Origin of the sequence: Haloferula sp. BvORR071 (assembly GCF_000739615.1) — a bacterium.
Classification (GTDB): Bacteria; Verrucomicrobiota; Verrucomicrobiia; order Verrucomicrobiales; family Akkermansiaceae; genus Haloferula.
In genome coordinates this window covers 48200-66006 of the sequence record NZ_BATP01000027.1, presented here as the reverse complement: position 1 = coordinate 66006, position 17807 = coordinate 48200, and the positions used below count along the sequence as shown (strand labels likewise).

The 17807-nt window shown below is 63.9% G+C and carries 9 protein-coding genes; 1 reads left to right on the top strand and 8 read right to left on the bottom strand.

Annotated features, from left to right (window positions below; genetic code table 11):
• Window positions 1–56: 56 nt before the first annotated feature.
• Complete coding sequence (locus BV071_RS14915) at window positions 57–2201, top strand: family 1 glycosylhydrolase (protein ID WP_035608629.1); 2145 nt, start codon at window positions 57–59, stop codon at window positions 2199–2201.
• A 52-nt stretch (window positions 2202–2253) separates the two neighbouring features.
• Here BV071_RS14915 and BV071_RS14910 read toward each other — a convergent pair whose 3' ends face one another.
• From BV071_RS14910 to BV071_RS14875, 8 genes are all read right to left on the bottom strand, one after another.
• Window positions 2254–2796, bottom strand: coding sequence for a hypothetical protein (locus BV071_RS14910; protein ID WP_265594462.1), 543 nt, complete (start codon window positions 2794–2796; stop codon window positions 2254–2256).
• A gap of 143 nt (window positions 2797–2939) precedes the next feature.
• Window positions 2940–6014 (bottom strand): efflux RND transporter permease subunit, encoded by a 3075-nt coding sequence (locus BV071_RS14905; RefSeq protein WP_035608628.1) that lies wholly within the window; start codon window positions 6012–6014, stop codon window positions 2940–2942.
• 12 nt (window positions 6015–6026) lie between these two features.
• Complete coding sequence (locus tag BV071_RS14900; RefSeq protein ID WP_081886008.1) at window positions 6027–7046, bottom strand: efflux RND transporter periplasmic adaptor subunit; 1020 nt, start codon at window positions 7044–7046, stop codon at window positions 6027–6029.
• Between the two features lie 114 nt (window positions 7047–7160).
• The gene (gene pbpC / locus BV071_RS14895; RefSeq protein WP_265594461.1) at window positions 7161–9416 is read right to left on the bottom strand and encodes a penicillin-binding protein 1C; all 2256 of its coding nucleotides are present in this window, start codon (window positions 9414–9416) and stop codon (window positions 7161–7163) included.
• Window positions 9417–9518: 102 nt separating this feature from the next.
• The gene (locus BV071_RS14890) at window positions 9519–15350 is read right to left on the bottom strand and encodes an MG2 domain-containing protein (RefSeq protein WP_265594460.1); all 5832 of its coding nucleotides are present in this window, start codon (window positions 15348–15350) and stop codon (window positions 9519–9521) included.
• Window positions 15351–15488: 138 nt separating this feature from the next.
• A complete protein-coding gene (locus BV071_RS14885; protein WP_265594459.1) occupies window positions 15489–16043 on the bottom strand; it encodes a hypothetical protein in 555 nt (184 codons plus the stop codon).
• Window positions 16044–16140: 97 nt separating this feature from the next.
• Window positions 16141–17181: an SAM hydroxide adenosyltransferase gene (locus tag BV071_RS14880; protein WP_035608621.1), complete on the bottom strand. Its 1041-nt coding sequence runs from the start codon at window positions 17179–17181 to the stop codon at window positions 16141–16143.
• Window positions 17182–17260: 79 nt separating this feature from the next.
• Window positions 17261–17752 (bottom strand): hypothetical protein, encoded by a 492-nt coding sequence (locus tag BV071_RS14875; RefSeq protein ID WP_035608619.1) that lies wholly within the window; start codon window positions 17750–17752, stop codon window positions 17261–17263.
• Between the last annotated feature and the right edge of the window lie 55 nt (window positions 17753–17807).

Genomic DNA, 17807 nt, shown 5'->3' with positions numbered 1-17807 from the left:
AGGCCGTCGCCAAGCCTTGCTTGCCGTGAGGCACTTCTCGCGCATGCTCCCCGCGCATGCCTTTCCCGCCCGGATTCCTCTTTGGCACGGCGAATGCCGATCACCAGGTAGAGGCGCATGATCCGGCGCGGGAGGATGTGTGGGATGTCTGGGAGCGTTGCCAGGGGCTGACGCCGCGGGGGCGGGGAACGGATTTCTGGAACCGCTACGTGGAGGACATCACCGCGGCGGCCCGGATGGGTTGCCGTTTGTTCCGCTTCTCGATCGCGTGGGCGCGGGTGGAGACGGTGGCGGGAGTTTTCGATGCGGAGGCGCTGGCGCATTACCGGCGGGTGGCGGAGTGCGTGAAGGCGCACGGCATGCAGGTGATGGTGACGCTGCACCACTTCGTGTGGCCGGTGTGGCTGGAGCGCGATCACGGCGGGATGATCGGGGAGAAGTTTCCGGATCTTTTCGCGCGCTATGCGGCGCAGGTGGCGGATGCGCTGGGCGATCTGGTGGATTGGTGGATCAGCTTCAATGAGCCGAGTCAGTTGACCTTCGGCTACATCCGGCCTTGGTGGCACAACCGCTACTACATGCCTCCGGGCTTGCCGCGCGGGACGGAGGTGGATGCGGAGGCGGAGGCGGTGGGGCGGCTGATCCCGAATCTCTTCCGCGCGCACGCGCGGGCGAGGCGCGAGATCAAGGCGCGCAAGGCGGACGCGAAGGTGGGGGTGAATCCGCTGGTGACCGGTTTCCCGACCTGGCTGCAGATGCTGATGGATTTCGGCGCCTGCCACCGGCGCCTTCAGGAGGCGGTGTTCAAATTCACCACCGGTGGGGCGCTGGTCAGCGAACGCGGCGATGTGGATCTGGTGATCGGTGGTGTAACCGAGGGCGACCAGACGCGCTTCGAGTTCAGCGATCCCTATCTGCGCACGGGCAAGGCGGTGCTGGTGCGCGCGGAATATGCCGGCACGGAGATCGCGGAGCTGAAGGAAGTGGCCGTGATCGCGGTGGGCAATCAGCCGGACGGCTGGAAGCGCGATCTGCCGCCGCAGGCGCTCAAGAAGGTTTTCGCGAACTACGATGAAGCCCGTAGTGCGCTGGAAGCGGGGAAGGTGGAGGCGGTGTATGGCGACGCCTTCTTCCTGCTGCCCTTCGAGCTAAAGGGGCGCGAGCGCTTCCGCTTTTTGGCCACAGGCCTGAGCGACGAACACTATGTGGTAGTGGCTCCCCACGGGCACCATCGCTTGCTGGAGCGGGTGAATCGGGCGGTGGCAGTCTTCCAGCACGACTTGGCGGGAGCTTGTGAGGTGCCGTGGATTTCGCAGCCGGAAGTGGTGGCGAAGGAGGTGCACCGCCCTCTGTCATTGCACGAGGTGTTTGCCGGGGAAGATAGCTTGCCAGAGAGCATGTCCGGCAGCCGCGGGATGCGGCGGATCCGCCGTCGTGGGAAGATCCGCATCGGGATCCGCACGGATGCTCCGGGGGTCTCGAATGCGTGTGAGGCAGAGGGTCTTGAATTGAGGTTGGCGCGCCTGATTGCCCGCGAGGTGCTGGGGGACGAATCGAGGCTGGAGATCGAGAAGCTGGAGCCCTGCGAACGTTTCGAGGTGCTGGAATCAAAGTCGAGCTGGCTCAACTGGGCCTGGCGCTTCTGGGGCACCACCAGCCTGATCGCGAATGTGAACTGGTGGTATCTAGGCACCTCGGGCCGCTTGCCGGAAGAACTCTGCCCGGAGGAGGCGGTGGGCGCGCAGGACTTTGTGGGGCTGGATTATTACTGGGGTCTGCCGACTTGGCGGCTGCATCGCTTCCGTCTGTTAGAAGAGGCGGCGCACGGGCGCTTCTTGCGTGCACCGGTATGGCCGCAGGGTTTGTTCCATGCCTTGCAGCGTTTCCACCGCTGGTTTCCGGAGCAGGAGATCCTGATCGTGGAGAACGGCTGCGTGCCTTCCGCGGATGGGATGACCCGCACGGATTACATCAAGGCTCACCTCGCACAGGTGGAGCGGGCCTTGAAGAAGGGCGTGCCGGTGAAGGCCTACAATTATTGGTCGATCACCTCGAACCGCGAGTGGGGACATGCCTTTGATCCGAATACGGATTTCGGGCTGTACTTTGTGGACTTGGATAAGGATGGGGAACTCAAGCGGAGGGAGACGAGTGAGGTGGGACTGTTGAGGGATTTAATCGGAAAGGCGAATGTGGAATAAGGGCTAGCTCCGGCTCTGCTCTGCTGACTCGTTGGGACAAAGAGCAAATTGATCAGCGCGCGATCTGAACTTCGACCTCCGCATCGGCCAAGCGGCGGTAGAGGCGGGCGGACTGAAGTTGAGGCCACCATCGGTAGAGTAGGATTTCGAGCGGGTGCCACATGGCGACCCAGCCGAGGATTGCCAGGCCTTCGCGCAGGATCCCGTGCCAAGTGCCGGGGCCGGGAGTGAATAGGGTGCCGGCGGCATGGCAGGTGGCGAGGAAGGCGAGGCCGATCAGCAAGGCAGTGCGGCCTTCCCGCAAGAGTTGCTTCAATTCGCGGCGGACGATGCCTTCGCGGTACTCGAAAAAGTGCCGCAGGGACGTCTCCACCAAGCCTTGTGGATCGGCAGTGTCAGGCGGCGGCTTGGCGAGGTGGATGACGATGCGGATGACCGTCTTGGCTGGATGCTCGCGCGCCCAACTGACGATGAACTCCTCGGCATCGTCATCAAGGTCCCTTTCGTGGAAGGGTGAGGGGTCCATCGAGTTGAAGAGCTGGAGCATGTCCGAGACCTTCACCTCGATGGGAGGGATGGAGCCTGCTTGTTTCACGGCTATCTCCAAGCTAGCATGAACAAACCGTACCGCGAGAACCAGGATGCTGGGGGGCGCTTTTCGCAAGTGGCGCTTGGCGACTTTCGGTGCTGCGGTTCCCGGTGGAGGAGGGGAATTCCTACTATGGCCGTGGTAGCAGCTCAGATCTCCGCCGCTTGGTCCAAGACCACTTCCTCCGGCTTGTGCTCGCGCGAGAAGACCGCGTAAACGGCAGGCACGACGAATAGCGTGAGAAAGCCGGAGAAAATCAATCCACCTACCACTGCGATGCCCAGCGACTGGCGCGAGCCCGCGGAGGCGCCGAGCGAGAGCGCGATGGGCAGGATGCCGAGGATGGTCGCGAGGCTGGTCATCAGGATCGGTCGAAGACGGGCGACGGATGCATCCAGCACCGCTTCGAGTTTCTTCAGTCCTTGCTCCTTCCGCTGGTTCGCGAACTCGACGATGAGGATGCCGTTCTTGGTGACGATGCCGACGAGCATGATAATGCCGATCTGGCTGAAGACATTCAGCGTCTGCCCGGTGAAGTGCAGCGTCAGCAGCGCCCCGGCCAGCGAGAGCGGCACGGTCAGGATGATGATGAAGGGATCGATGAAGCTCTCGAACTGCGCGGCCAGGACGAGGTAGATGATGACCAGTGCCAGGATGAAGGCAAAAAGCAGGCTGGAGGAGCTTTCGGCGAAGTCACGCGACTGACCGGCGAGGGAGGTGCGGAAGCCTTCCGGCAAAACGTCGGCGGCCACCTGTTTGAGCGCGTCGATGCCATCTCCGAGGGTCTTGCCGGCGGCGGGAGATGCTTGGATCGTGGCAGAGACCGCGCGGTTGAAGCGGAAGATCGCGGCGGGACTGGCGGATTCCTCGAAGCTCACCAGATTGTCGAGGGAGACCATGGCTCCCGCCTTGGTCGGCACGAAGAGCTTCTTGAGATCGCCCGGATCATTGCGGTCCTGGCGCTGCATCTGGCCGATGACTTGGTACTGCTTGCCGTTCTTCAGGAAGTAGGCGAAGCGGCGGCCGGAATAGGCGAACTCCAGGACGCGGGCGATCTGCTCGACGGAGATGCCCATCTCCGCGGCCTTGTTGCGGTTGATGGTGATGATCCCCTCGGGGTGGCTGATCTTGAGGTTGGTATCCACCTGACGGAGCACGGGACTCTTGTTGGCTTCTTCGAGAAACTTGGGCAGCACCTTGATCAGTGCCTCAAGATTCGGAGCTTGGAGCACGAAGGCGAGCGGCTGCCCGGCACGCCGGTCGCCGATGGTCGGCGGCTGCGTGGCGAAAGCCCGAACGCCGGTGAAGGCATTCATGTCCTCCACGATGCTCTTGTAGATCTCGGTCTGGCTGCGGCTGCGTTCTTCGGGGCGGGTCAGGTAGATGTTCTGCGCGCCGACGTTCGCTTCCGAGCTGCCGCCGCCACCCATGATGGTGTAGGTGCGGGAGGTCTCGGGAATCTTGTCGCCCACATAGGTGGCAATTTTGTCGATCCAGCTTTCGGTGAATTCGTAGCTGGAGCCTTCCGGCGCGGTGACATTGATGCGGATGTTTTCGCGGTCTTCGAGCGGCGCGAGTTCGCGAGGAACAACCTGGATGAGCCAAGTGATCAGCGCGGCATTGCCGGCGAGGATCAGGAAGGCAAGCCAGCGTGCCTTGAGGAAGGCCCCGAGCGTGCCGCGGTAGCCCTTGCTCAGGCCGGTGAAGATCGGCTCGGTGAGGTGGTAGAACCCCTTCTTGTTGGGATCGTGCCGCTTCAGCATGAAGCGGCACATCATCGGCGAAAGGGTTAGCGCGACGAAGGCGGATACAAGCACGCAACCGGCGAGGGTGATGCCAAACTCGCGGAACAAGCGGCCGGTCAGGCCGGAAAGGAAGATCACCGGCAGAAAGACCGCGGCGAGTGCGACGGTGGTCGAGATGACGGCGAAGTAGATCTCCTTCGAACCCTTGATCGCGGCCTCCAACGGCGGCATGCCTGCCTCGATCTTCGCGTAGATGTTCTCGAGGACGACAATCGCATCGTCGCAGACCAATCCGATGGAGAGGACGATCGCGACCAAGGTGAGGACATTGATCGAGAAGCCGGCGACATACATGATGAAGAAGCCGGCAATGATGCTGACCGGGATCGCGATGACCGGGATCAGGGTGGAGCGCCAATCGCGGAGGAAGAGGAAGATGATCAGCGTGACGAGTCCGAAGGCGATCAGGAGGGTTTCCTTCACCTCCATGACCGAGCGGCGCACGAAGCGGGTGAAGTCATAGCCGACCTCCACGGCGACGTCGCTCGGCATCTCCTTCTTGACCTGCTCGAAGCGCTTGTAGAACTCATCGGTGATGGCGATGGCATTCGTGTTCGGCTGGGGGATGATCTGGACGCCGATACAATAGATGAGATTGCGCTTGGTGCCGGTGCGCAGGTTCTCCGCGCCCAGCTCGGCATAGCCGATGTCACGGAAATGGATCTGGCGTCCGCCCTCCTCCTTGATGATGAGGTTCTCGTAGTCCTCGGTGGTGCTGAGCCGACCGAGAACGCGAAGGGATAGCTCTGTGGTGCTGCCCTCGAGGCGACCGCTGGGAAGATCCACATTTTGCGCGTTGAGCGCATTCTGGACATCGAGCGGCGTCAGGCCATGGACGGCGAGCTTCACCGGGTCCATCCACAGGCGCATCGAGTAGCGCTTCTCACCCGTGACCCGCACCGACGAGACCCCGGGAATGGTCTCCATCCGCTCGCGGACCAGACGGTCCGCGAGATCGCTGACCTCCAGGATGCTGCGCTTGTCGCTGGACATCGAGAGGAAGATGATCGGCTGGGAATCCGCATCCGCCTTCTCCACCACCGGCGGATTGGCATCGACGGGCAAGCTGCGGGTCGCGCGGGAGACGCGGTCGCGCACATCGTTCGCCGCATTGTCGAGATCGGTGCCGAGGGTGAACTCGACGGTGATCTGGGAGCGCTCCTCGCGGGACTCGGAGGACATCGTGCGGATGCCGGAGATACCGTTGATCACCGCCTCCAGGGGCTCTGTGATCTGGGACGCGATCACCTGCGGATTCGCGCCCGGATAGGTGGTCTGGACTGAGACGATCGGCGGATCGATCGCGGGGTACTCGCGGACGCCGAGGAAGTAGAAGCCCGTCATCCCGAAGAGGACGATGGCCAATGCCATGACCGTCGCGAGGACAGGTCGCTTGATGCTGGTTTCGGCAAGACTCACGACTCCGAAAAACTAGGGGGCGACGGTTTTGACTTCGACGCCGGGACGGAGGCGGAGCAGGTTGGTGGTCAGGACTTGGTCACCCTCGGCGAGGCCGCGCAGGACCTGCACCTGGCCTGAGCTGCGGATGCCGATCTGGATATCGCGGAACTCGGCCTTGCCGTCCTTCACGACATAGACGCCCTGCCCGCGTGAGGAAGGCACTACGGCCTCGCTGGGAATCGCGAAGCCATTCTCCAGAGTGTCGAGATTGAGTGTCACCTCCGCGAAGCCGCCGGGGAACAGGCCCTTCGGTTGGTCGCAGATCCCGCGGACTTGCAGGCTACGGGTGGTCGCTTCCATGGCGGGCTCGATGACCTGGACATGGCCCTCGAAGCGCTCGGCATTGCCGGCCACGGTGAAGCTGAACTTCTGGCCGACCTTGACCTCGGCAGCGTAGCGCTCGGGCAGGGGGAAATCGACCTTGATGCGGGAGAGATCCTGCAGGGTCATGAGCACCGTGGCGGGATTGAGCAAAGCGCCCTCGCTCACGTGGCGGATACCGGTCTTGCCGGCGAAGGGAGCCCGGATCTTGGTCTTGGCCAATTCGACCTCCTTGGTGGCCTTCTGGGCCTTGAAGATATCGAGCTCCGATTTCGCGAGATCGTACGCTTGGCGGCTGATCGCCTTCTCGGGTAGCAAGGTCCCGGTGCGGGATTCGTTGGCCTGGGCGAGCTTGAGCTTGGCGTCGATCTCGGTGATTTCGGCGGTCAAGTCGGCGTCATCGAGCACGAAGAGCACGTCGCCCTTGGCCACTTGGGCACCTTCCTCCACCTCGATTTTCACCAGTCGCTTGGTGAGCTCGGCCACGATGTCGACAGCTTCATTCGCGCGGAGGGTGCCGACCGTGTTGACCGTGGTCGCCATCGGGGTCTGCTTCACGGTGAAGGACTCCGCCGCGACGGCCACGGCGGGGGCTTTGCCCTGCGCGAGGAGCGCGGGCGGTGCGAGCAAGAGCACGCAGGCGAACAAGGTGGAGAGGGGCTGAGGCATGCTTGGGTGCGGACCATCATACGCGCGAGAAACGGACGTATTGCTTCCGGGGCAAAGACTTGTCACCGCGGATCACTTGGCAAAGGAGAACTTTGTCCACCTGGCGGCCCAGGCCTAGCGCTGCTCGACCTTGATCCGTACCTCGTGCTTGGCCCCGCTGCGGGTGTCCGTGGCGATCAGGGTGTGCTGGCCGGGGGTCAGGCGGGCGACCGGTTCCGGCTGGCCGGGGCTCAGGGTCAGGGTGCTGCTGGACCAATCGGCGAGTCCGGGAAGATTGGTCGCGAGGTGGAGCAGGCCGCCATTCGGTAGCTCCGGGTCGAGAATGTAGGTGCTGCCCTCGCGCGGAGCGAGGATCCGCAGGGGCAGCGGCGAGGCTTGGTCACTGGCGAGGGCAAATTCCGAGCGGCGGCGGTTGTGCGCCGAGCCCAGCCACTCGGCGTAGGTGGGGTCCAGTAGGACCTTGCCCTCGGCATCCCGGTCGGTGGTGGCGGCGGGGAGGGGTAGGCGGTCGGCAGGCACCAAGGTGGTGAGACCGGTCGCGGAACTCTTGCCCGTCAGAGGGTCGACCTTCACTTCGATCAGCCCGGGCGGCTGTTCCAGCCAGATTGCCGCATGGTCGCGGTGCAGACGCTCCATCGTGCGATGGAAGATCGGCCCGGCACCGGCTACGCCGGAAAGCTGCTTCATCGGCGAGTTGTCGAAATTTCCGGCCCAGACGCCGACCGTGTATTCGGCGGTGTAGCCGAGGCACCAGTTGTCGCGGAAGTCGGAGGAAGTCCCGGTTTTGGCTGCACAGCGGAAGGGCATTTCCAAGGGACCATTGCGGCCGAAGGAGGGCGCGCGCGCGATAGGGTCCGAAATGATGTCGGCAATCAGGTAGGCGGGCTGAGGCTCAAAGAGCTTTTGCGGCGGCTCTTGCTTGAGGGCGGGGAAGAGGACCACCGGGCGATGCTCACCTTCTTGGGCCAAGGTGGCGTAAGCATTGGTCAGGTCGATCAGGCGCACCGGGGCATTGCCGAGGGTCAGGCCGAGGCCGTAGGCGCGGAAGTCGGGGCCGATGCTGTTAAGGCCAAGGCCGAGCAGCAGCTCGTGAAGCGGTCGGGGGCCGCCGACTTCGTTCAAGGCGCGCATCGCCGGAACATTGAGCGAGCAGGCCAAGGCTTCCCGCACACTCACGGGGCCGCGGAAGCTGCGGTCGAAATTCTCTGGCGCGTCGAGGCCCTGCTCGGTGCGGAAGCGGGTCGGGATGTCGGCGACGATCGAGCCGGGGTGGAGTCCGCCCTTCTCGAAGGCGAGCAGCCAGGTGAAGGGCTTGAGGGTCGAGCCGGGTGAGCGCGGGGCGAGTGCTCCGTTGATCTGGCCGCCGTTCGGATCGCGCCAATTGCCGGAGGAGACCAGGGCCAGGATCTCGCGATTGCGGTTGTCGAGGACGACGACCGCTGCGTGCTTGAGATTGGAAGTTGTCAGCTTCGCGAGTTCTTCGTGGACGATGGTCTCCACATCCGCCTGCAGGTCGCGGTCGATCGTGCAGCGGGGTACTTCGCCATTACCCCAGGTCGCCAAAGCATTTGGCAACCAGGGCGCGACTGGATTCTCCGGCAGCGGGCGGAGCTGGAGTGGTTCCTGAACCGCTGCGGAGATGGTCTTCGGATCTTGGCTCTCCAGCTTGGCGAGACGTCCCAGCACGACATCCCGGCGGGAGATCGCACGCTGTGGATACTTGATCGGGTTCAGGAAGCTGGGGCGTTGCGGCAGGCCGGCAAGCAAGGCGCTTTCCGCCAGCGAGAGATCGGACAAGGGCTTCTGGAAATAGAAGCGCGCTGCCTCCGCCGGGCCGCTACGATGGTTGCCGTAGGGGAGACGGTTCAGGTAGGCGACCAGGATCTGGTCTTTGCTCCACTTCATCTCCAGATGCCGTGCCAGCAGCGCTTCCCGGATTTTCGTGCGGAGCCCGCGCTCGGCAGGAGGCGAGGACAGCTTGATGAGTTGCTGAGTGATGGTCGATGCGCCGGAGACGGCGCGGCGATGCAACAGGGCATCCTTCCCCGCGCGTGCCGTGGCGAGCAGGTCCACGCCGCCATGCGAGCGAAAGCGCCGGTCCTCCGCCGCCAAGGTGCAAGCGATCAGGTCAGGCGGAATCTCCTCCAGTGCGACCGGCGAGCTGCGGGTAAAATCGGGCAGCACCAGCCGGTGAAGCGGCTGCCCGTTCCGGTCTAACAGAACGGGCGAGGCCATTGGGTTCTCCGACAGCGAAGCGGGCAGGGGAATGCAGAGCGGCAACAGGAACCAGCAAAACAAGCCCGCCGCCAGCGCCATCCCCGGGAGGAGAAGGCGCTTGCGGAGGAACCAGCGGCGGGGTTTGCGGGACACGGGCGAAGCGATAAGGAGCAGCGACCTTGCTGTCGCTGGCACCGGTAGGCGGGCAGCTCTTGGGGACCGTTCCGGGGACAGTAAGGTCCTCGCTCCTTGTAGTTAGAACGCGCGGGAGGCCGAGAGTGCGGTGTTGTCCGGATCATACATCGACTCCACCTTCGCCGGCGGCGCTACCGCCTTGCCCTGCATGGTGCAGCGCGCGAGGTAGACAATCTTCTGGCGGCCGCCGCTCCAGCTGCGGTCGTAGAAGAACAGTGCGCGGTCGGAGCGGAGTTCGCTGTGCGAGATCGCCCAGTTGTTCTCCGAGGTGCGGCCGGCATTGCCATTCGCGGCTTGGCTGGCGAAGTCGTTGTTCACTGCCTCGAAGATCGCGGGCAGGCGATCCTCAATCACGAGATAGCGCGCGTCGCGCTGTGGCATCAGGACTTCCAGTGTCACCCGCACCAAGTCGCCGAGCTTCGCCTCGCCGAGCGGTTCGCTGGTGCCATCGGGCTTCACGCGCTCATAGAAGCGGGTGATCTCCATGCCGTTCTTGGCAACCGGGATTTGCGGGGTCAGCTCAGGCTTGGAAGAGAGCTTGATCCGGACATGCGCCGTTTGATCGGAGCTGGCCGCGAGCTTCAGTCCGCCGCTGAGCGGGAAGTCCATCGCCACCGCGGGCTCTCCCGACTTCAGCGTGATCGTCTTCGGTCCCTCGGCGGTTGCGAGCGTCACCGTGGCGGCCTGCTTCTCATCGTGGTTCTGCGCGTAGCTCGCCAAGCCCAGCAGCGACCAGGCATTCGCCCAAGTGGTGTTCCAGTTGCCGTAGGGATTGCGGTCGCGGATCAATTGCTCCAGCGCGGCGGTCGCTTGCGTCGACTCGGGATCGATGGTCGACCAGGCCAGCAGTTCGAAGGCTTGGTCAGCATCCCACGGCATCCACGAATCGTCCTGGATGCGCAGCTTGGTCTTGTCGCGCAGGATTGCGCCCGGATCAGCCATGCCCGCTGTCTTCGTGGCGATCGCGAGCAGGCAGCGCGCGCGCGGCGTGAGATCCGCCATGCGGCCCTTCAGCGTATTGATATAGGCATCCGGTTTGCGGCCCGCGAGCGAGAGCACCCAGGTGGCGCGGCATGCCGTCTCCAGCTCGGAGGCCGACTGCAGTGTGCCCGCTCCGCGGAGTGCGGTCTCAAGGTGGGTGCACAGCGAATTGATCGACGATGCCGGCACATCCGCTCCGGCCTTGTCCGCCATGACCAAACCGAGGCCGGCGTAGGCGGAGGCCCAGGGCACTACATCGCGGCCACCCGGCCAGTAGCTGAAGCCGCCGTCCTGCATCTGCATCGTCAGCAGGCGGTTCACGCCGCCTTGCAGCGCGGCCTTCACCTTTGCGGGTGGATATTTCGAGAAGGCCGGCACCGCATCGCGCAGTTGATTCACGGCGAACCACGGCATCATCGAGGAGGTCGTCTGCTCCACGCAGCCGTAAGGATAGTGCAGCAGGTAATCCACCGAGCCCGCAGCCTCGCCCAAGAGCGAACGCGAGAACTCCAGTTCCACCTGGCCGCGGCCATTGAGCAGCTTGGGATCGAAGTCCTTGAGCAGATCCATGTCCGCCTTCGCGAGCTTCACCGACTTCGCCTGGCGCAGCAGCGGCACCGGGTAGGTCACTTGGAAGCGTGCGTCCACCTGATCGCGAAGCTTGCTTGCCAGCACGGTCGTCAGCTCCGTGCCTTCCAGCGAAACCGGTTCCGCCTTCCAGGTGAAGACAGCCTCACCGGTATTCGTGAAGCTCACCGGGAAGATCACGGGTGCCGATCCGCCCGGGGCAAGCGTGATCGTCTTCTCCGTCTCCGCGCCGGCCAGCTTGGCGATCGGCTCTGAAGCCGCCGGGCTCGGGCTGAAAGTGATCTTCCAAGTGCCCTTGAAGTCGGAGCCATTCTGCACGAGTGCCCGGATGTCGAGCTGGTCGCCCTCGTTCGCGAAGCGCGGGGCCTGGGGTTCGATCATCAGCGGCTTGTTCACCACCACATCCGCCGTCGCATTGCCGAAGCGGCTCTCGCCGTGGTGCACCACCGCGATCACCCGATAGCGGGTTAGCGAGTCCGGCATCGTGAAGCTGGCCGTGAACTTGCCGTTCGCGTCCGTGGTCAAAGCGGGTTGCCAGCCAGCGCAGGGATTGAAGTCCTTGCGCGCCTTCTGGGCGAGGGCGGACAGGTCGCCATCACCGCCGCCGACGAAGAAGCCCTTGTTGAAGAAGCTCTGCTCTTCGGGCGACTCCGCCAAGAAACGATCGAGCGTGGTGCCGCAGTTCACGCGCAGCTCGCGCGGATCGTAGAACCAGCCCATCGGGTCCGGGGTGTCGTAACCCATCACCGCGAGGGTGCCTTCATCCTCAGCGTAGAGCGTGACCTCGGCATTCGCCGCGGGCTTGCCATCAGCCACGGTTACCGTGCCGCCGATCTCCACCTTCTGGCCGGGCAACACACTGTCCTTCGGCACATCGAGCTTCACCGCCAGTTTGTCGCGCTGGTCCTCGACCATCAGTTCGCAATAGCCGAGCCGCAGCTGTGGCTCCTTGAACTGCCGGGAGCTATCCTGCGCCCCCTTGATCACCAGCACGGAGACGAAGGCATTCGGCGCATCGTCATCGCCTACCGGGATTTCCAGCACCGGCTTGTCGGCCTTCAGCTCGGTCATGAAGGTGCGCAGCACCTTCTCGCGCTCGACAGTGACCAGTGCGGTGCCTTCGATCGGAGACATCACCAGCACGCGTGCCGTATCACCGGGTTTGTAGAGCTTCTTCTCGGACACCAGCTTGATCCGCATCCCGTCCTCATAAGCCCAGGGATACTCATCGCCACCATAGACGTGGATGGAGGCCACGGTGGCGAAGGCCCGGCCCTGCGCATCCTTGCCGCGCAATTCGATCTGGTGCAGGCCGGCCTGCTGCGGTGCGAACAGGAACTCGGTGCCCTTGCCGCCGGAGAGGTTGAGCGTGGTGGTCGAGAGTTCTTCACGCCGCGCTTCATTCCGCACCGCGCTGCCACCGTTGCCATCGGAGAGACGGACTTGGTCATTCACCTCGCGCGAGAGCTTGGCCTCGACACTCAGTTCACCGGCGAAGCTCTCGCCTTCCGGTGTCACCGCCACGATGCCCAGTGGTACGCGGTCGCCCGCGCGCACCAACTTGTCGATCCGCGCGACACCGATATACACCGAAGCGGGGTGCACCGTGGTCTCCGCGGTCTTGCTCAGGGTCTGGCGATTCGCATCGGTGACTTCGGTCTGGATACTCACCTCGCGGGTCATCGGGAACTCGCCGTCGGGAAGCTTCGCGGTGATAGTCGCTGTGCCGTCCTCCGCGAGCTCGGCCTTGCCGGACTCATTGTTCGAGCGGCGCGAACCGTAGTCATCGTCCCAGCGGTAGCCGAAGTAGTGGTACCAATAACCGAAGTCCTGGGTGCGATGGTCGCCGAAGAGGAAGTCGCGGAATTTCTCCGGATAGAAGTTGGTGTCGGAAACGTGGGTGAAGGTCTCCACGCCACCCTTTGCCACCGGCTGGCCTTGGTAGTAAGCGGCCTTGAGCTGCAGCGTGACCTCCTTCGCGCCCGGCGCCACTTGATCGAGCTTCTGGGTCAGTTCAAAGGCATTGCGGCGGAACTCCTCGACCCGCAGCGGCAGCTCGAAGCTAGCGGTGGTCTCGATCTTCTCGCGCTCGGACCAGTTTTCGAGGCCTTCAAGCTTGGCCAGCTCATCCGGGTATTCGAGTCGGATCCGGTGAGGGCCGGTCTTCTCCGGCGGCAGCTCGATATCCGCATCGAAGCCACCGGTGGCGGCCACCGTCAGCGGGCGGCGCACAATTTCCTTGTTGGTCGGATCCAGCACCACCAGCTCGGCTTTGGCCTGCGGCTGGGCGGTGATCGCATTGCCATTCTGGCGGCGCACGATGCCCTTCAAGTGCACCGTTTCACCGGGGCGGTAGAGCGAACGATCCGTGAAGAGGAGAACCTTGCGGAATTCCACCGGGGTCTGCTCCCAAGAGTAGCGGACCGGGAAACGCCACAGGCCCACGGTCGGTAGTGAAGTATCGTAAGCGATCGAGTAACGGTCATTGCCCAGCACCGCTTGCAAGTGGCGCGCTGCGGCTTCGCGCGGCAGGCTGGCCATGCCATCGGCACCGGTCTTCGCCTGCTGGAGCTGCTTGGCGTCTTCGCCATAGGTCGTGAGATTCACGTCGGGCAGTGGCTTGCCGCTAAGGCAGGAGAAGGCAAAGACCCGTGCTTCGCCATCGATCACCTTCCAGGCCAGCCCGATGTCGGTGAGCTGGATCAGCGCTTGCACCACCGGCGACTTCGCCTTGGCGCTTTCGCCATCCTCCTCTTCGTGGGTCGCCCGGGCTTGTTCTTCACCATCCGCGGCCTCTTCTTCGTCGCCTTGATCCGGCGGTCCGGCACCTTCCTTCGGGGTGCCGGCAATTTCCAGGAAGAGCGCGGCGGGAGCCTTGGCGGCCGGGGTCACGGCCTCCGGGTCTTCGGGGAAGCCCAAGGTCCAAGGCTGCTTGTCGCCATTGAGCACCTTGTCCCAGTCGAGCACCAGCGGCTGGGTCGTATCCAGAGCGTTCTCAAAAGGGATTTCAAAGTCGGCCACGGTTTCCCCGGCGATCATCTCATAAGGCAGGAGCTGGGTAGGCGAGATGCTCTCACCATTCGGGCCGGTGCCGGTGTAGTGGCGGTAGCCTTGCTGGGCACGGATCAATTGCTGGGCGTCCAGCTTCTTCACCCGCACGTGGACCTTCTGTAGGTTCACCGTCTGCACGCGGTACTTGCGCGTGCCGGCTGCGAGCTGGCTTTCGTCCTGGCTCGCCAGCGCGAGCTCCGCGGACAGCGCCTTGAAGGCAAGGTGCTTCGACACCGGCTCGCCAAGCGCCCGGCCGTCCTGCGAGGCCATTCCCCCGGCGATCTCGACATTCCATTCGGTGTCTTCCGAAAAATCGCCGAGCAGATGGACCTGGTCGTTCTGGACCTCGATCCGGAAGTTCTTTGGCTGCGGATCCACCGAGATCAGCCCGGCGGGAAGATCCACCGGCATCTTCATGTTGAAGTCCGCCACGATCCGCCGCGGTTCATCCGCCGTCACCACTGCCTGCAGGCTCTCTACCTTGAGAGGATCGATGTTCCCGATCTGCCGCACCGAGTCGGCGGGGAACTTCACCTTGCCCTCCTCATCCGGCAGGCCCGCCCGCATCGCCAGGCGCCAGTTCACGCCGACCGGTAGCGGCTGCGAGGGCGTGACCACCAGCCCATTCGGTAGCGCCAGATCCGGCTTCAGCTCACGCTGCGGTGGCTGGGCTTGGCCGCGGTTGGCAAAACGCTCGCTCCACGAGTAGCCGAGGAAGCCCGGCTGCTTCAGCCGCCCGAAGGTAGCGCGCTCGATCTTCGCCGCGACCCGTTTGCCGCCGTCCGCCTCGTAGAACATGAAGGGCGCGGCCTTCTCCGGCGCGACATCGGCGTTGAAGCGCAGGAAATACGCTGCGGTGCGCGGGCTCCAGTTGTCCTCGTAGCGCTCTAACAGGGAAGCGTAGTCGACCTGGAAGGGGTCGCTCGTGAAGCGGCCGAGATCATCGTTCGGGATCGCCGTGCCATCCACGTGGTTGTGCTTGCCCTTGAGCTTGAAGCTGTAGCTTGTCCCCAGCAGCGGCGGCGTCGCGGGCCGGAACTCGAGGACGTTCGCCTCCTTCCAGAACAAGCTGCCGTTCCAAGCCGGCTGGATCTCGAGCCAAGGGTTCTTGGCTTCCTTGCCAACCCGGTCCGGCTCGCAGGCGGCCCGATCGAGGACGAGTTCAATCGTGCTCTCGGGCGTCAGGGACGCCGTGGACACGTGGAGACGAGGTGCGGCGGTGGCACCAGTGGTAACGCAGAGGCCCGCCAACAAGACGGCAATGGGGCGCATGGTCGTGAGGATGATGTTACGCGGTGGCAGGCAAAAACCGACACCGCGGGTCATCTCATCTCATGCCCTCACACATTTCAACTTTCTCCGTGTGAAAATGGCGTGCGATGGAACGAAAGGTGCAAAGCGCCCGCTCCCCTATTCCTTCGGCTCTTCCAGCGAGAGCGTCAGCTTTTCCTCTCCCTGCTGCCAGAGGACGACCTTCTTGCCCGCCTCGACCTTGACCTTGGTGCTCAGCCGGAACTCGCGGAACTCGATCTGGCCCGGGCCGGTGTTGATCGGCACCTGGCTGCCCAGCGACAAGGCGATTTGCCACGGGCTGCCGGGAGTCAGCGTGGCTTGGAGATTGACCGTGGCCGGACCATTCGAGCCGCCGAGAAGCGGCAGGCTGCTATTGAGCGAAGGTCCTCCAGCCAAGAGCGCGAAATCCACCGGCATGGCTCCGAAAAGCGAGCCTTGCACCCGGACCGTCACGTTTTTCTCGAATTCTCCGGCCGCGCTTTCGGGATTCATCCCCTGCAATTGCGGTTGAGGAACCACAACCCGGCGCGGCTGGGGCTGCCTCACAGGCGGCGGGCTCGGCGCAGTGGGAACAGCCTGAGGCGGTGGCACGACTGAAGGCTGATCCTGAGCCAGGGCGGCAGGGGCAAGGACGAGAACGGCGGAATAGAGGAATGCGACGGGAAGTTTCATGGCAGGGGAAATGACGGGGTTCCGGAGCAGACGATTCAAAGATAAGAAAGCGTCGCGGGGGGATTTTGTCTGAAGTTAGGGAATTCCGGGTTCCAGCTCAGGGAATCTTTTCCAGCAAGATCTCACTCTCCTTCTTGGCCCCCAGCGCTCCCTCCGCCCGGCCACCGTTGATCACGATCCCGAGCCAGCCTTCCGGCGTGACGTAGATGCAGCCCTTGCCTTCCGGAGCCTCGCTCCAGTAGCGCGTCACGAGTAAATCCAGCGTCTTCTCCCCGCAGCGGGCGCGGGCCTTGTCGCCCGGCTTCAGGCCCAGCGCCTGCAGATCGGCGGCTACGAAGTTCGTGGAGAGGTTGCCGAAGCCTTCGGACACGGCGGTCACCTTTGCCACCAGGCTCTCGCCCTCCTTCCGGGCCGTGCTCTCGCGGGTGGGCGGCAGGACGGTGCCGTCGCGCTCCCTGACCATCTCCTTGCCTTCGATCCAGTCATTGAGGGCCAGCACCCCGGCCAGCCGTTCGCGCTCGGAAACGTTGCAATGACCCGGCCGCTTGATTTCCCAAAGGGCGGTTTTGTCCGGTCCCGCCTGCTGGCGATAGCGGCGCGGATAATCGAGCTCGGTCTCGTTGGTCAGGTAAAGGATCGGGATCCGCGGCTTGTAGTTCAGCGTCTTGTAGAAGGCGTTTTGCTCGCGGCCGCTATCGCCAAGGTAGGCACCGATCAACACCGCCCCGTCCACCCCATTCATCGCCCCCTCGGCGCTCAGCGTGCCGATCAGGCCACCCATTGAGCTGCCGATCAGGAGGCAACGCTCGACCTTCCCCTGCTCCTTCACCACCTGCTCGCGCAGCGCCTTCAGGTCGGCGATGGCGTCCTCAATGATCCAGCCGTTGCGGCGGTAGCTGGTCTGGGCGATGCCCCATCCTTGATCGATCAGCTCCTTGCGGAAGCCGCGCGTCTCGTCGAAGTCCGCTTCGAGCTTGTCACCCTCGGGGTAGTATCCGTGCGCGATCAGGATCAGCTTGCCCTGCCACTTCTCCGGTGTGGCGATCATGAACTTCGCCCCGCCGATCTCCCCACGGCTCACGGCGGCATGGAGGGGGAGCAGGAGGAGCGAAAAGAGAATCCCAGCCAGTAGCCTCATGCTGCCAAGCTAGGCGGCCGCCCTTGGCCGGGGAAAGCGAAACTGCTGCCCGCCCCGGACTTGGATATGAATCGTTGCGCTACTTGGCCAAGACCGCCTTGGGGATCTTCTTCTTCTGCTCGCGCAGCGCGCGGGCGATTTTCGGCGCCGCGGTGATCGAGAGCTCGATGCGGTCGCTGGGATCGCGGGACCAGCGCAAGTGCAGGTCGCTGCGCTTGCCGGAGACTTCGATCGGGAAGACGGCCTGCCGTACCTCGTGGGGGCGGTGGATCTCGATCCGTCCGAGCAGGGAGAGCATCTGCTTGTCGTCGAAGCCGTTCTCGGTGATTTCGCGGATGCTCTCGAAGACGAAGGGCAGGTACTCCACCTGGGTGTGGATGCGCACGGTCTGCCGCGGCGCGTAGGCGCTCTCCAGCTCGCCGAGCATTTCCTCGGAGCTGGCTTGGCCGAGCTTCTCGTAGTCTTCCACGATCCGCCTGCGCACGAGGTAGAAGAGCAGCAGCACCAGCCCCCATGCCGCGAGTGCGGCTAGGGCGACGTAAACTGCGAGTGCGATCGGGGAGCCCGTCATGAAACCGCGCAAGTATAGCGCAGTTCCCGGGAAGGGAAAGGATACAGTCTCGGAA

Coding starts and splice junctions, on each gene's coding strand:
- BV071_RS14915 (WP_035608629.1), top strand. CDS start 57: ATGCCTTTCCCGCCCGGATTCCTCTTTGGCACGGCGAATGCCGATCAC.
- BV071_RS14900 (WP_081886008.1), bottom strand. CDS start 7,046: ATGCCTCAGCCCCTCTCCACCTTGTTCGCCTGCGTGCTCTTGCTCGCA.
- BV071_RS14890 (WP_265594460.1), bottom strand. CDS start 15,350: ATGCGCCCCATTGCCGTCTTGTTGGCGGGCCTCTGCGTTACCACTGGT.
- BV071_RS14885 (WP_265594459.1), bottom strand. CDS start 16,043: ATGAAACTTCCCGTCGCATTCCTCTATTCCGCCGTTCTCGTCCTTGCC.
- BV071_RS14880 (WP_035608621.1), bottom strand. CDS start 17,181: ATGAGGCTACTGGCTGGGATTCTCTTTTCGCTCCTCCTGCTCCCCCTC.
- BV071_RS14875 (WP_035608619.1), bottom strand. CDS start 17,752: ATGACGGGCTCCCCGATCGCACTCGCAGTTTACGTCGCCCTAGCCGCA.